This window comes from Achromobacter sp. PD1, assembly GCF_048541815.1.
In the GTDB taxonomy this organism is placed as follows: Bacteria; Pseudomonadota; Gammaproteobacteria; order Burkholderiales; family Burkholderiaceae_B; genus Achromobacter; species Achromobacter bronchisepticus_A.
Genome location: NZ_CP183349.1, coordinates 5347029 through 5360398, shown reverse-complemented (window position 1 = coordinate 5360398; position 13370 = coordinate 5347029). Strand labels below are relative to the sequence as shown.

The 13370-nt window shown below is 62.0% G+C and carries 11 protein-coding genes and 3 pseudogenes; 8 read left to right on the top strand and 6 right to left on the bottom strand.

Features of this window, described 5'->3' with window-relative positions:
- Positions 1 to 122: 122 nt before the first annotated feature.
- Positions 123 to 552 (top strand): annotated as a pseudogene (locus ACM1PE_RS25185) (IS66 family transposase); the annotation flags it as partial.
- Between the two features lie 135 nt (positions 553 to 687).
- On the opposite strand, the gene ACM1PE_RS25180 reads toward ACM1PE_RS25185, so the two are convergent.
- Positions 688 to 957, bottom strand: coding sequence for an IS110 family transposase (locus tag ACM1PE_RS25180; protein WP_033873718.1), 270 nt, complete (start codon positions 955 to 957; stop codon positions 688 to 690).
- A gap of 267 nt (positions 958 to 1224) precedes the next feature.
- Between ACM1PE_RS25180 and ACM1PE_RS25175 the strand changes: the two genes are divergently transcribed.
- The gene (locus tag ACM1PE_RS25175; RefSeq protein WP_419341341.1) at positions 1225 to 2190 is read left to right on the top strand and encodes an IS5 family transposase; all 966 of its coding nucleotides are present in this window, start codon (positions 1225 to 1227) and stop codon (positions 2188 to 2190) included.
- Between the two features lie 267 nt (positions 2191 to 2457).
- Here ACM1PE_RS25175 and ACM1PE_RS25170 read toward each other — a convergent pair.
- Positions 2458 to 4641, bottom strand: a pseudogene (locus tag ACM1PE_RS25170) (Tn3 family transposase); the annotation flags it as partial.
- Positions 4638 to 5231 carry a recombinase family protein gene (locus ACM1PE_RS25165; RefSeq protein ID WP_012435588.1) on the bottom strand — a complete coding sequence of 198 codons (594 nt, stop codon included), beginning with the start codon at positions 5229 to 5231 and terminating at the stop codon, positions 4638 to 4640. The gene ACM1PE_RS25165 and the pseudogene ACM1PE_RS25170, both read right to left, overlap by 4 nt.
- Before the next feature lie 238 nt (positions 5232 to 5469).
- On the opposite strand from ACM1PE_RS25165, the gene ACM1PE_RS25160 reads away from it, so the two are divergent.
- The 4 genes from ACM1PE_RS25160 (at position 5470) to ACM1PE_RS25145 (ending at position 7486) form a co-directional block, all read left to right on the top strand.
- The gene (locus ACM1PE_RS25160) at positions 5470 to 5748 is read left to right on the top strand and encodes a hypothetical protein (RefSeq protein ID WP_011342941.1); all 279 of its coding nucleotides are present in this window, start codon (positions 5470 to 5472) and stop codon (positions 5746 to 5748) included.
- Positions 5745 to 6029 (top strand): type II toxin-antitoxin system mRNA interferase toxin, RelE/StbE family, encoded by a 285-nt coding sequence (locus ACM1PE_RS25155; protein WP_011342942.1) that lies wholly within the window; start codon positions 5745 to 5747, stop codon positions 6027 to 6029. The genes ACM1PE_RS25160 and ACM1PE_RS25155 overlap by 4 nt, the downstream gene beginning before the upstream one ends.
- A 406-nt stretch (positions 6030 to 6435) precedes the next feature.
- Positions 6436 to 6996, top strand: coding sequence for a chlorite dismutase family protein (locus tag ACM1PE_RS25150; protein WP_011514928.1), 561 nt, complete (start codon positions 6436 to 6438; stop codon positions 6994 to 6996).
- A 133-nt stretch (positions 6997 to 7129) separates the two neighbouring features.
- Positions 7130 to 7486, top strand: a complete 357-nt coding sequence (locus ACM1PE_RS25145; RefSeq protein WP_012435589.1) for a cupin domain-containing protein — start codon at positions 7130 to 7132, stop codon at positions 7484 to 7486.
- A 266-nt stretch (positions 7487 to 7752) separates the two neighbouring features.
- Here the strand turns inward: ACM1PE_RS25145 and ACM1PE_RS25140 are convergent, their stop codons facing one another.
- Positions 7753 to 8478 carry a hypothetical protein gene (locus tag ACM1PE_RS25140; RefSeq protein ID WP_419341336.1) on the bottom strand — a complete coding sequence of 242 codons (726 nt, stop codon included), beginning with the start codon at positions 8476 to 8478 and terminating at the stop codon, positions 7753 to 7755.
- 166 nt (positions 8479 to 8644) lie between these two features.
- On the opposite strand from ACM1PE_RS25140, the gene istA reads away from it, so the two are divergent.
- Together istA and istB are read left to right on the top strand one after the other, a co-directional pair.
- Positions 8645 to 10183 carry an IS21 family transposase gene (gene istA / locus ACM1PE_RS25135; protein WP_419341334.1) on the top strand — a complete coding sequence of 513 codons (1539 nt, stop codon included), beginning with the start codon at positions 8645 to 8647 and terminating at the stop codon, positions 10181 to 10183.
- Positions 10173 to 10964: an IS21-like element helper ATPase IstB gene (gene istB, locus ACM1PE_RS25130; RefSeq protein ID WP_123676618.1), complete on the top strand. Its 792-nt coding sequence runs from the start codon at positions 10173 to 10175 to the stop codon at positions 10962 to 10964. Before istA ends, istB begins: the two co-directional genes overlap by 11 nt.
- Positions 10965 to 11044: 80 nt before the next feature.
- Here istB and ACM1PE_RS25125 read toward each other — a convergent pair.
- Positions 11045 to 11335 (bottom strand): annotated as a pseudogene (locus ACM1PE_RS25125) (transposase); the annotation flags it as partial.
- A gap of 133 nt (positions 11336 to 11468) precedes the next feature.
- Entirely contained in the window at positions 11469 to 13328 is a 1860-nt protein-coding gene (locus ACM1PE_RS25120) for a glutamine--tRNA ligase/YqeY domain fusion protein (protein ID WP_419341331.1), read from the bottom strand.
- Between the last annotated feature and the right edge of the window lie 42 nt (positions 13329 to 13370).

Sequence of the window (13370 nt, the reverse complement as noted above, 5' to 3'; positions counted from 1 at the left end):
GTGATCAGTCCATATCATCGTAGGGAGCCGAATAGTGCGGAGGATTCACCTCTGTATCGAGATGAGAGCCATCCTGGGGGGTGATGCTCGGATGCTTTTCGCCCATGTCAGCGCCTACGGCGAAGCTCTCGTTCGAGATCGCCCAGCTGCGACGCCTGAAGTTCGGCAAGAATAGCGAGCAGCTCGATGCCGAACAACGCGCGCTGTTCGACGAGGCTCTGGACGCCGACCTTGCCGCGGCTGAGGCGCAGCTCCAGGAACTGCTGGGCAAGAAGAAGCCGCCGGCTACGCCTGGCGCGATGCCTAAGCGCACCGCCTTGCCGGCGGACCTGCCGCGCGTGGACTGCCACCACGAGCCCGAGAACACTCGCTGCGCGTGCGGCTGTGCGCTCAAGCGCATCAGCGAGAAGCTGGACAACACACCGGGCGTATTCACGGTAGAGTGCCACATCCGCGGCAAGTGGACCTGCGCACAGGTGCCGAACGCTGACCCAGGCGCCAGTCCCGGCGGAGATCATCGCCAAGGGCATCCCCACCTCCGGGCTGCTCACGTAGGTGCTGGTCGCAAAGGACTCCGACCATCTGCGGCTTACATGGTCGTCCCTAGGCAAGCAGGAATCAGCTGCGTGAGTGAATCGGGAGGTTTGCGCAGCTGATGGGTGGTCAGCAGCGTCTGCGCCGGCGTCTTCACCGGCACGAAGCGCATGTGCGGGCGGGTTGCCCATCGGCCGAATCGTTCTTGCGACCCTTGCCGGCCATGCGGTAGGGCGTGACGAAGTGGCCTGCAATCAGCCGCGCATCCAGCCCATAGCCGCGCAGCTTGCGTGCCCAGTGATGCGCACCGCCGCAGGCCTCCAGGGCCACCAGGCAGCCGGGAGGCAGCTCCGCGCACCAGGCCGCAAACTTGTCAGCGGCCAGCGCCTTGGCAACCACCACGCGCGCATCCACCGCATGCACCTAGATAACCCGCTTAGCCAGATCCACCCCGACTCGCGCAATCTCGTTCATGGACTTCCCCTTCACATGGCTACAGATTGACGACTTGGGGAGCACCATCGCGGCGGCAGCCAACATTTGTTTCCTCGCTGCTTACGATTGATTCACATCGATCGGCCAGCAGATCGCTGGATGTTGGCTCTTGACTTTCTGCATGTTAGGGATGATGTTCAAAACCCCGGTCAAGCCCGGATGGCGTAAGCGAAGTGCGGCAGGAACAATGGCGTCATGACCCAGCAAGAACTTGGCCTGAACCTGAGTACGCGGCGCACGCGCAAGGCGGTGTTCCTCGACGAGATGGACCTGGTGGTGCCGTGGACGGAGTTGCTGTCGCTGATTGCGCCGCACACACCACGCGCCAAGACCGGTCGCCCGCCTTTTGAGCTGGCGACCATGCTGCGCATTCATTTCCTCCAACAATGGTTCGGCCTTAGTGACCTGGCCATGGAAGAAGTCCTGTTCGAGACCGCGCTGTACCGCGAGTTTGTTGGCCTCTCCAGTGTCGAGCGCATCCCCGACCGGGTCAGCATCTTGCGCTTTCGCCACCTGCTCGAAGAGCACCAGTTGGCCCCGCAGATACTGGGCGTGGTCAACGCCACCCTGGCCGACAAAGGATTGATGCTCAAACAAGGCACGGTGGTGGACGCCACCTTGATTGCCGCGCCCAGCTCGACCAAGAACCAGAACGGGGAACGCGACCCCGAAATGCACCAAACCAAGAAGGGCAACCAGTGGCATTTCGGCATGAAGGCACACATTGGCGTTGATGCCGATTCCGGGCTGGTTCACACCGTGGTCGGCACGGCTGCCAACGTCAACGATGTGACGCAGGCCAGTGCGCTCGTCCATGGCGAAGAGATGGATGTGTTCGCCGATGCGGGCTATCAGGGTGTGACCAAAAGAGAAGAAGTACAAGGCATCCAAGCCAATTGGCATGTGGCCATGCGCCCGGGTAAACGCCGCGCGTTGGACAAGCACAGCCCCATGGGCTCTGTGCTCGACCAGCTTGAACACGTCAAGGCACGTATCCGCGCCAAGGTGGAGCACCCATTCCGGGTCATCAAACGCCAGTTCGGACACATGAAAGTGCGCTATCGCGGTCTGGCCAAGAACACCGCACAGTTGCACACGCTGTTTGCGTTGAGCAATCTGTGGATGGCGCGGCACCGGCTGTTGCAGGGACTGCAGGGATGAGTGCGTCCGAAAGCGGGCAAGGGACCGTCCACAAGGGTGAAATGCCCTTGTTTGAGCCCCGAAAACCGCCGGATTCGTCACCATGTGGAATATCTCGCCTCAGCGTCCATCGTCAAACGTGTTTTGAACACCATCCTTAGGTGCAACATCCAGCAAAGTCTTGCAAGAACTTCCTCGAGCGAGGCCGCGTGACGACGGAAATAGTGGGGGTGGTATGACAGCGCGCCAGCAGGCGATCTTCACACTCGACGAGTTGGCTGCCTACTTTGCGACCACGCCCTTGCCGCGCCCAAAGTATTTGCGCGAGTGGCGCGCTTTCACGGTCGGCCGCTCGACGCCGAATTTCTGACCATCGACGGCACCGTACAGTGCATCGAGGTCGAACGAGTAGTACGGGAAGATCGGCAGCGCGGCGATGGCGTTGCTGATGCAGTCGTTGGCCGCGTGCAGCGTTGCGTGGCGCAGGTACTGTTGGTAGGCGCTCTCCAGCACGTGGTACGGGATGTCGCTGGTGCGTGCCATGACCTGGTTGCCGTGGTTCATCGCCTGCGCGATGATGACCGCCATCAGGCTGTCGGCGTCGGCGACCTTCTTCGCATAGCGCGGCTGCAAAGGCGTCAGCGCCGACAGGAACTGGCACTGGCCGTTGACGAAGCGGAACACGTCGGCCACGTCGCAGAACGGCAGTTGCTCGTAGAACGCCTTCTCGCGCGCCTTCTGGTTCTCGCCCTTGGGCTTGCGCCATGTCAGCTTCTGCGTGTCCTTGTCGTATTCTAGGTGCGTCAGCTTGCCCTGCTTCAGCTCGCGGTTGAAGGCCAGCCACTGAGCGCGCAGCTCGGTCGCGAGCGCATCGAGCTGGGCATCGAGTGGCTGCCGCAGGAACGGGATGTCGATCTGCGCCAGCACGGCGGCCTTCTCATCCAGCGAAACCAGCTCGTCGGAAAAATGCCGGTGCTGCAAGCTGTCGTCGAGGTAGAGTTCACCCGACTGGAAGCGCTTCCTGACCTGGCGGTACAGCCAGAACTCGTAGCGGTCGGCATGCAGGTCCGTCGGCTTGCCATCGGCATCGAAGGTCAGCAGGTACGGTCGCAAGCGTTTCGGCAGCGTGGCCGCTGGACATTCGGCGAGCGGCCGTTGCGATAGGCGCTGCTGTTTGGCGAACACGTCCTTGGCCCAGGCCAGCGCCACGAGCCACGGGCTGCCCGGATCAGTGCCAGCGAGGTCGAGCGCGACATACAGCGGCCGAAGATGGCGGCGGATGCGCTCAGCCAGGCCGTCCACCGCCTGCCAGTGCAAAGCCAGCTTGCTCACCGGCTTCACGCTCATGCGCTGCGCGGTGGTTTGCAGCGTATCGCGGGGCATGATTTTGTAGGCGCGCTGGCGCACATCGCCGAACGGCGTGGGATCGGGCACGCTGTCGTCGATGTAAAGCGACAGCAGGCGGCCGACCTGCGGTGTGTCTTGCTGACGGCGCACCTGCTCGGCGACAAAGGATTGCTTTGCGCCCGCACTGCTTTCGTCCTCCAACTGCTTCATGTGGTAGGCCATCGCATCGACCAGGTTGTCGGAAAGCTGCCGGTAGCGCACCCAGGCATAGCAAAGCAGGTAGAGGTAGGTCTGATCGGCCTTCAGGTTGCGTAGATCGTGGACGGTGTAGAAGTTCGCCAGGCTGGCGTAGTACAGCAGATTCTGCTGCGAGACGCCGAGCTTGGGCAGCAGCGCCTTGGCGATCCGGTGCAGCGGCTCCAGCGTGGCGCGCTTTTCGCGTTCGCGGGCCATCTGACGCCAGCCAAAGTCCTTGGCGTCCTGCTTGAGCGCCGCCAATTGCGACAGGGTGTCGTCACGCACTAGAAGCCGACCCAGCGCGGCCTTGGCCGATTCGTCCAACACTTCCGACAGCAGGCCAGCCAGCCGCCGACGCTCGGCGGACAGGGCTTCGCTCACCAGCTCTTGCAGGGTGGTATAGCCGGGCCGGATGATCTTGTGCTCGTTTAGCCAGACGATCAGCTCGGCGGCGATGAACCCCGGCATCACGTCGCGCCGCACGGTCTGCGCGGCCTGCTGCGCGAGCTGCGCCAGGAACTCGGCCGCCCACGGCCGGTAGCCGAACAGATCGGCAATCCACTCGCGCTGGGTGTAGTGCTCGTGCTTGGAGATTGGCTTGTGCTCGAAGGACTCGCCGTGGAAGTAGCGGCTCAGCACGAAGGCGCAATCGTGCTCGACCTCACTCCAGTCGAAGCGGAAGAAGGCATGCTTGGCCTTGAAGTAACCGATCTGCAAGATGCAATAGACCTGGGCATGGAGACCAGGCCGGCTGCTGGCGAGCGCCAGTTCGGTTTCAGTCAACGCCAAGTATTCCAGCCGCTGGGCGTCGTCGAAGTCCGGCAGGCCGTACAGGGCTTCCTGCTCGGCGTCCGACAGGACGGTCAATCGTTCGCTCTTGGTCGTCATCGCGATGACGCTCCACGAGAGCCCGTCCAACCAACCCGTGCCAGGGTCTCGATCAGCGTGGTTCGCTTGACGCCGAAGTTGCGGCACACCGCCGCCTTGGACATGCCGCCATCGAGCGCAGCGACGATGGCCTCCAGCTTCTCGCCGGTGATCGCCTGCGGCCGGCCGCCGATCCGGCCGCGTTTGCGGGCGGCAGCCAGACCGGCGACGACACGTTCCTGGATCAAGGCGCGTTCGTACTGCGCGAGCGCGCCGAACACCTGGAACAGAAACTCGCCCGAGGGCGTCGTGGTATCCAGGTTCTCCGTCAGCGAGCGGAACGCCACCTGCTTTTTCTTGAGCGAGGTCACGATGGCGAGCAAGTGCGACAACGAACGGCCGAGCCGGTCGAGCTTCCACACGACCAACACGTCGCCAGGGCGAACGAATTCGAGCGCCCGCGCCAGGCCCGCGCGGTCGTCCTTCGCGCCGGAAGCATGATCCTCGAACAGATGCCGCGCATCGACGCCGACGGCGAGCAGCGCATCGCGCTGCAAGTTCGTGCTCTGGCGGTCGGAGTCCGACGACACGCGCATGTAACCTACCAACATAAGCGGAAAACCATTAAGACGAGGTTTCCGTATGGTAGCGTCTGGCGACAGAGTTTTCCGCACAATTTTGCGGCCACTCGGAGGTTGGTGCAGAGGACCGTTGAAGGCCTGTCGAAAAACAAATGTTTTCCGACAGGCCTTGGCCTAGCGCACGCCCGCCTTGCAGCGTTCTGTGAATAGCGCTTAGTAATGACGGCGTATATACTTTGTTAGTATCAAGTGGCAGGAGGCCCCGATCATGTCAAAACAAGCCGTTTTCACGATGAAGCTGGAGCCTGAGTTGCGCGCCGAGTTTATGGCCGAAGCCGAGGCGGCCCATCGCCCGGCGTCGCAAGTGCTGCGCGAGCTGATGCGCGAGTTCGTTCAGCGCCAGCGCGAGTCGCGCGAGTACGACGAGTTCCTGCGCCGCAAGGTCGAAGCCGGCCGGGCTTCGATGCGCGCTGGATTGGGGCGGTCGAACGATGAAGTTGAGGCCGAATTCGCCGCACGGCGTGCCAGTGTGGCGAGCCAGGCGTGAGGGTTGTTTGGACGCCCGAAGCGCAGCAAGACCGTGCCGATGTGTGGGACTACATCGCAGCCGACAATCCGCGCGCGGCGGCCCGGATGGATGAGATTTTCAGCGACGCGGCCGCCCGCTTGATCCAGCACCCCATGCTGGGCAAGCCGGGAAAGATTCCCGGGACCCGCGAGTTGATCCCGCACGAAAGCTATCGCCTGGTGTATCAGATCGACGGCGAAACGGTGTGGATACTGACGCTGGTTCATACTGCCCGCCTGTGGCCGCCTGTGCGCGATTAAGATATGATCATGGCAACAATGAAACGGCGCGTTGACAGACTGCTTTCGAGCCAGACCGCGGTCGGCGGCAGGCGGCCAGTTGCGGACGGTCAAGCATCTTCCCGGTAGCGGACGTTCAATAGTGTCTCTGACCTGCTTCGCTCCCTCTATGAAGGGAGGTCGCTGGCCCATCCGCGCACTCACAGCCTGCCAGTAGGCGCAAATTGGCAGCGCTCCGTCCGGCAGCGCACAGACTGCGGCCGTACGTCCGCGTAGGTTCGCTTCAGCAGTTTCGATTCGAAAGTTCAATGTGATTGCTGCGGGCGGTCGTCGCAGTTGCGCGGAGGCGATGATGCACAAGCACGGGATCGGCAGATAGGTTCTTCGAAGCTGCAAGAGTTAAAACATTCACACATGAAAGATTGAAATGGATACACGATTATTTGCTTTCGTCGGCGCAGACATTGGCCCTTGGCGGATTGTCAGGGCCGAAACGAGAGTTGGCGAGCCCCTGCCTGAAGCCAAAAGGCTCAACGTCGTATCCGCTTCAGAGTTGCAGTCTGAAACCAATGCACCCTGGATACTTCGTGGAATAACCAGCAATGAACGATATGTCATGCGCGCAGAGAAGAATGAAATTGTAGCGAAGCAGCAAGGTCTGGCGCGCCCAGAAGCAACGTGCGGTGCGCTAATACCGATCCGGAAGAACGCAGCTTGGTGGGAGCTCACGCAAGACGAACGCCGGAGCGTTTTCGAACAGTCGAAGCACGTCCAAATCGGGCTTCAGTATTTGCCTGCAGTAGCGCGCAAGCTCCACCACTGCCGCGACCTCTCAGAGAATGAACCGTTCGATTTTCTGAATTGGTTCGAATACGCGCCAATTCATGAGGTTGAGTTCAACAGGCTGCTTTCCGAACTGCGTGCGTCAGAGGAATGGAAATACGTCGACCGAGAAGTCGATATTCGTCTTACGCAAGCACAGGTCTAACCCGCCGATGAACACGGACCCCCAACAGCGGCGCGTTGCGCCGCCGTTTCGGGCCGGTTATCGGCAACGTAGAACTCTCGGATACAGTTGTTCTGTAATAACTTCTCAAGCCAAATTGATTTTTGGAGTGGATATGGAAATGGAATCAAGAATATTTTCGGTAACAGAATATATTCGTCCGTCTGACGGCGAACCAATTCGTTCAGTGGTTCTGGAAACCAAGGACTCAGCAGTTGTTGTTTGGCATGCCCATCCTGGGCAAGAAATAACCGCTCATGTTCACCCGGACGGCCAAGATACTTGGACGGTTATCTCTGGAGAGGCTGAGTATTACCAAGGAGGCGGCAAAGTCGCTCATCTAAAGGCTGGAGATATTGCCATAGCAAAACCTGGCCAAGTGCATGGCGCTCTAAATACTAGTCCAGTGCCGTTTGTATTTGTCTCAGTGGTTGCATCTGGCAACGCGGGTTTTGCGTTGGCTGAAAAATAGTCTTTCTCAAATGTGTGCCCCAGAGAGTTCTAACCCATCCATCAACACGGACGCTGCGCGATGAAGCCGCGCCGCGCCGGCTAACTCCACGTTGAGCGTCAGCTTTCCATATGTCTGGGGGTCTGCAACGGGTCGGGTGCCGTCGCGTGCGCAGTGTCAAAGCTGACATGACTAATACATGAGATGGGCTGATGCTCGCCGTCCGGTCAGGCAGCTGCCCCCCTGCAGGACTCACAGCAGTTGTATGCCACCCGTCATCCGAGACGTCAGTCGGCCTCATCCAGACCGGAACAATCTGGACGTGACGTCCGGCTGGCATTGCCGTGATCGAAATGGCGGCTAGTGACACGACTGTTGGGTCTACCCCATCGACCGGGCGCGGGACAAGCCACGTTGATCGGCTGACGGAATTTTCGGCGGTTCCGGCTTAGAACCCCATTGAGAAACGCCTTGGCGCTGGCCGCCGTCTTGTTCTTCTTGATCTGCACGAACACCCAGCGGGTGGCGCGGTCGATGGCCACGAACAGGTAACGCCGGCTGTTCTCGTCCTGCATCTGCGGCAGGTACTTCAGGTCCACGTGCAGGTAGCCCGGCTCGTAGGCCTTGAACGTCTCGCTCACCGGCGCGGGCTGCGCGGGTTTGAGGTCGCCCAGGTTGCCCACGCCGTGGCGGCGCAAACAGCGATCCAGGCCCGAGCGGGTGGCCTTGGGGCAGATGAACTCGCGGGTGACCGCCAGCAGGTCATCCAGGGGCAGCAGCAAGGTGCGGCGCAGTTCAACCACCACACGTTCTTGCGCGGGCGTGAGGGTGGTCTGCAGCCGGTGCGGTGTGTGGGATGCGTCGTGCACGCTGGTGCGCTTCTTCCACTTGTAAACCGTTGCCTCGGTGATGCCAAAGCGCTGGGCAAGGGCCGCCGCACTGTCGCCGCTGGCGGCAATCTCGGCTCGAATCGCTGGGGTGGTGCGAGCGTTCTTGTGCAGCGCAATCATCATGAGAAGGCTCCCGGGGCGAGGATTGAACGACCCAGCAGATCATCCACCAACTGGCGCATCGCCTCGCGCGCGGCCAGCAACGGATATCTCCTGGGGTCTACGCAATCATCCGGGATGCGACACGTAAGAACCCTAACCTGCTGCTTTTAGTGGCAGGAGTACAGGAGTGATTGACGTGGCGACATTGAGTGTCATCAGGCGTTGGGCACTGCGAGAGCATCTGTCCCTGCGCGAGATAGCGCGCCGTACCGGCCTGTCTCGAAACACCATCAAGAAGTACCTTCGGGCCGATGCGGTCGAGCCGCGCTATGCCAAGCGCGTGAGCCCCAGCAAGCTCGACCCCTTCGCAGACAAACTGGCAGGCTGGCTCAAGACCGAGACCGGCAAGTCGCGCAAGCAGCGGCGAACGGTCAAACAGATGCATGCCGACTTGGCAGCGCTGGGTTACGACGGTTCTTACAACCGCGTGGCCGCCTTCGCTCGCGACTGGCAGGCCAAACGGCAGGAAGCAGAGCGGACCACCGGCCGCGGCACCTTCGTGCCACTGGTCTTTGGCGCTGGTGAGGCGTTCCAGTTCGACTGGAGCGAAGACTGGGCCGTCGTCGCCGGCGAGCGCACAAAGCTGCAGGTGGCCCACACCAAGCTCAGCCACAGCCGCGCCTTCATTGTTCGGGCCTACCTGCTGCAAACGCACGAGATGCTGTTCGACGCCCACAACCACGCGTTCCGCGTGCTCGGCGGCGTACCCAGACGCGGCATCTACGACAACATGAAGACCGCCGTTGACAAGGTTCGCCGTGGCAAGGAACGCGACGTGAACGCGCGCTTTGGTGCCATGGTCAGCCACTTCCTGTTCGAGGCGCAGTTCTGCAATCCGGCCTCAGGCTGGGAGAAGGGCCAGGTCGAGAAGAATGTGCGCGATGCGCGCCACCGGCTCTGGCAGCACGTGCCAGCCTTCGTCACGCTGGCGGCCTTGAACGACTGGCTGGAGGCGCGTTGCATGACCCTGTGGCACGAGATTGACCACGGCAAACTGCCGGGCACCGTCGCGGACGTCTGGATGCAGGAGCGGGCACTTCTGATGCCGCTGCCACGCCCCTTCGATGGCTTTGTGGAGTACACCAAGCGCGTCTCGCCCACATGCCTGGTGACCTTCGAGCGTGTTCGCTACAGCGTGCCGGCCTCTTTCGCCAACCGCCCGGTGAGCCTGCGCGTCTATGCCCAGCGGATTGTGGTGGCGGCCGAGGGTCAACTGCTCTGCGAGCACCCGCGCGTCATCGACCGCCGCCACGACAGCGCAGGCCACACCGTCTACGACTGGCGCCATTACCTAGCGGTGCTGCAACGCAAGCCCGGAGCGCTGCGCAACGGCGCCCCGTTCGCCGAACTGCCAGCGGCCTTCCGGCAACTGCAGGCCGCTCTGCTCAAGCAGCCCGGTGGTGACCGCGAGATGGTCGAGGTGTTGGCACTGGTGCTGCACCACGAAGAACAGGCGGTGCTGACCGCCGTCGAGCTGGCACTGGAGGCCGGCGTGCCGACCAAGATGCATGTACTCAATGTGTTGCACCGGCTGCTCGACAGCAAGGCCGCGCCACCACCAGTGACCGCACCGCAGGCGCTGCGCCTGGTTCACGAACCGCTGGCCAACGTGAGCCGCTATGACGACCTGCGTGCGTCGGAAGGGAAGGTGCGCCATGCGTCATGACCCCGCCGTTGCAGCCATCGTCATCATGCTGCGCGAACTCAAGATGTTCGGCATGGCGCAGGCCGTCTCAGAGTTGGCCGAGCAAGGCGCGCCAGCCTTCGAGGCCGCGCAGTCGATGCTCTCGCAGTTGCTCAAAGCCGAGACAGCCGAGCGAGAAGTGCGTGCCGTGGCCTACCAGCTCAAACAGGCCAAGCTACCGGCGTACCGGGACTTGGCAGGCTTTGACTTCAGCAGCAGCGAGGTGAACGAGACCCTGGTGCGACAGCTGCACCGCTGCGAGTTCATGGAGAGGGCTGAGAACGTGGTGCTGGTCGGTGGCCCTGGCACTGGCAAGACGCACTTGGCCAGTGCCATCGGGGTGCAGGCCGTCGAGCACCATCGGCGCCGGGTGCGCTTCTTCTCCACGGTCGAGCTGGTCAACTTGCTCGATCAAGAGAAGGTCTGCAACAAAAGCGGACAGATGGCTCACCGCCTGGCCCATATGGACATGGTGGTACTCGACGAGTTGGGCTATCTGCCCTTCAGTGCTTCAGGTGGTGCCTTGCTGTTCCACCTGCTCAGCAAGCTCTACGAGCGCACCAGCGTGGTCATCACGACGAACCTGAGCTTCAGCGAATGGGCCAGCGTGTTCGGCGATGCCAAGATGACCACCGCGCTCCTGGACCGCCTCACGCACCACTGCCATATCCTTGAAACCGGCAACGACAGCTACCGGTTCAAAAACAGCTCCGCTCAACCCCTCAAGAAGGAGTCCAAACCGAAGAAGTTATCCACACCGTGAGCCCTGCAGGGCACTATCCAGGGTGGGTCAATATTGGATGGAAACGGTGGGTCAGGATTCGGTGGAAATCAACACTCGGGCACCAACTCGCGTCGCAGGGAGAGCCACAGAGCTTTTTCGACCACCGCCTGCAGTATGGCCTTGTCCAGGCTCAGATCGGCCACGATCTGCTTGAGCTTGCGGTTTTCTTCCTCCAGCTAGCGCAAGCGGCGCAACTCGGAAGGACCAACTCCGCCGTAACGCTTATTCCAGACGTAGAAGGTCTCCTAGCTGATGCCTAACTTGCGACAGACCTCCTCCACTCGGGTACCCTGCTCAGCTTGTTTGAGGGCAAAAGCGATTTGCTCCTCGGCGAATTTGCTCTTCTTCACGACATGCTCCTGCCCATTCGGCGTTCATCATGCCGGCTCTCTCTGTAACCGAACGGTTCGGTATCCTCGGACGGCGTCATCAACACAAGCGATTTGTACGGAGCATCAAGCAAGCATAGTGTGGGATTAGTGATCAACTCCGGCCGTCCTTCAACCCCGTCACTCGGTTGAACACTACCTTCCCGCCCACCCCATGGTCCGCACGGTCGGCCACAAAGTAGCCGTGGCGCTCAAACTGGAACTTCTGGTCCGGCTTCGCTGCGGCCAGTGAGGGTTCCACGACCGCCGTCACCACCTTCAGGCTGTCGGGGTTCAGCGCGTCCAGGAAGTTCTTGCCGCCCGCGTCGGGTTGCGGGTCGGTGAACAGGCGGTCGTAAAGGCGCACTTCGGCGCTCACGCCGTCGGCTGCGCCCACCCAGGTGATGGCGGCTTTGGCCTTGACGCTGTCGGCGCCGGGGGTGCCGCTCTTGGTGCCGGCGATCACTTTGGCGTGCACTTCGGTCACCTTGCCGTCCGCGTCTTTGGCGCAACCCGAGCATTCGATGACGTAGCCGCCTTTGAGGCGCACCACGTTGCCGGGAAACAGGCGCTTGTAGCCCTTGGGCGGCACTTCTTCAAAGTCTTCGCGTTCGATCCACACGTCCTTGCCGATCTTGAACACGCGGTCGGGCGGGGGCGTTTGCCCTTCGGCTATTGCCGAGTGGGGCAGGGCGGGCTGGGTGCAGTCTTCGGTGTAGCCGTCCGAGCCGAACACTTCGGCCCAGTTGGTGAGCACCAGCTTGACGGGGTCGAGCACGGCCATGCCGCGGTGGGCCTTGTTTTCCAGGTCCTCGCGCAGGCAGCCGTCGAGCGTGCTGTAGTCGATCCAGGAATCGCTCTTGGTGACGCCGATGCGTTCGGCAAATAGCTGGATGGCCTCGGGCGTGTAGCCGCGGCGGCGCAGGCCGACGATGGTGGGCATGCGCGGGTCGTCCCAGCCGCTGACTTTCTTCTCGTTCACCAGCTGCGCCAGCTTGCGCTTGCTGGTGATGACGTAGGTCAGGTTCAGGCGCGCAAATTCGTACTGCCGCGGCGGCGGGGCCTTGAGCAGGCCGCCTTCGATGAGGCGCTCCATCAGCCAGTCGTAGAAGGGGCGCTGGTCTTCGAATTCCAGCGTGGCTATGGAGTGGGTGATCTGCTCCAGCGCGTCCTCGATGGGGTGCGCGAAGGTGTACATCGGGTAGATGCACCAGGCGTCGCCCGTGTTGTGGTGCGTGGCGCGGCGGATGCGGTAGATCGCCGGGTCGCGCATGTTGATGTTGGGCGAGGCCATGTCGATCCTGGCGCGCAGCACGGCGGCGCCGTCGGCGAGCTTGCCGTCGCGCATTTCGCGGAAGCGGGCCAGGTTCTCGTCGGGCGTGCGGGTGCGGAAGGGGCTGTCCACGCCGGGCTTGCCGAAGTCGCCGCGGTTGACGCGCATTTCTTCGGCGGTCTGTTCGTCCACATAGGCGTGGCCGGCGGTGATCAGGTATTCGGCCGCGCGGTACATGAAGTCGAAGTAGTTCGACGCGTAGTACAGGTGGCTCTCTTGTTTGCCGTTGAAGCTGGATTCCCAGTTGAAGCCCAGCCACTGCACCGCGTCGAGGATGGAGTCCACGTACTCCTTCTCTTCCTTCTCGGGGTTGGTGTCGTCAAAGCGCATGTGGCAGACGCCGCCGTAGTCGCGCGCCAGGCCGAAGTTCAGGCAGATGCTCTTGGCGTGGCCCACGTGCAGGTAGCCGTTGGGCTCGGGCGGGAAGCGGGTACGGATCTTGGCCGGGTCGGGCTGGCCAGCGGCGTGGAAGGCGGCATCACCCGGGCCACCTCCCCACTGACGCTGGGCGTAGGTGCCCGTCTCGAGGTCTTTCTCGATGATCTGGCGCAGGAAGTTTGACGTCCTGAGCGCCTGGCCCTCTATTTCTGCGGGAGCTTGGTGGTGTCGAGAGATGCTGGACGAAAGGGACGGGGGGGGCATGCAGTCATTCTAACCCGCATTTCTCACACCCTCACGGTTCGG

Bases quoted from the DNA above. Each gene is read 5' to 3' on its own strand.
- ACM1PE_RS25145 (WP_012435589.1), top strand. From the start codon at position 7,130: ATGGAAATGGAATCAAGAATATTTTCGGTAACAGAATATATTCGTCCG.
- ACM1PE_RS25150 (WP_011514928.1), top strand. From the start codon at position 6,436: ATGGATACACGATTATTTGCTTTCGTCGGCGCAGACATTGGCCCTTGG.
- ACM1PE_RS25140 (WP_419341336.1), bottom strand. From the start codon at position 8,478: ATGATGATTGCGCTGCACAAGAACGCTCGCACCACCCCAGCGATTCGA.
- istB (WP_123676618.1), top strand. From the start codon at position 10,173: ATGCGTCATGACCCCGCCGTTGCAGCCATCGTCATCATGCTGCGCGAA.
- ACM1PE_RS25120 (WP_419341331.1), bottom strand. From the start codon at position 13,328: ATGCCCCCCCCGTCCCTTTCGTCCAGCATCTCTCGACACCACCAAGCT.
- ACM1PE_RS25175 (WP_419341341.1), top strand. From the start codon at position 1,225: ATGACCCAGCAAGAACTTGGCCTGAACCTGAGTACGCGGCGCACGCGC.
- ACM1PE_RS25165 (WP_012435588.1), bottom strand. From the start codon at position 5,231: ATGTTGGTAGGTTACATGCGCGTGTCGTCGGACTCCGACCGCCAGAGC.
- ACM1PE_RS25160 (WP_011342941.1), top strand. From the start codon at position 5,470: ATGTCAAAACAAGCCGTTTTCACGATGAAGCTGGAGCCTGAGTTGCGC.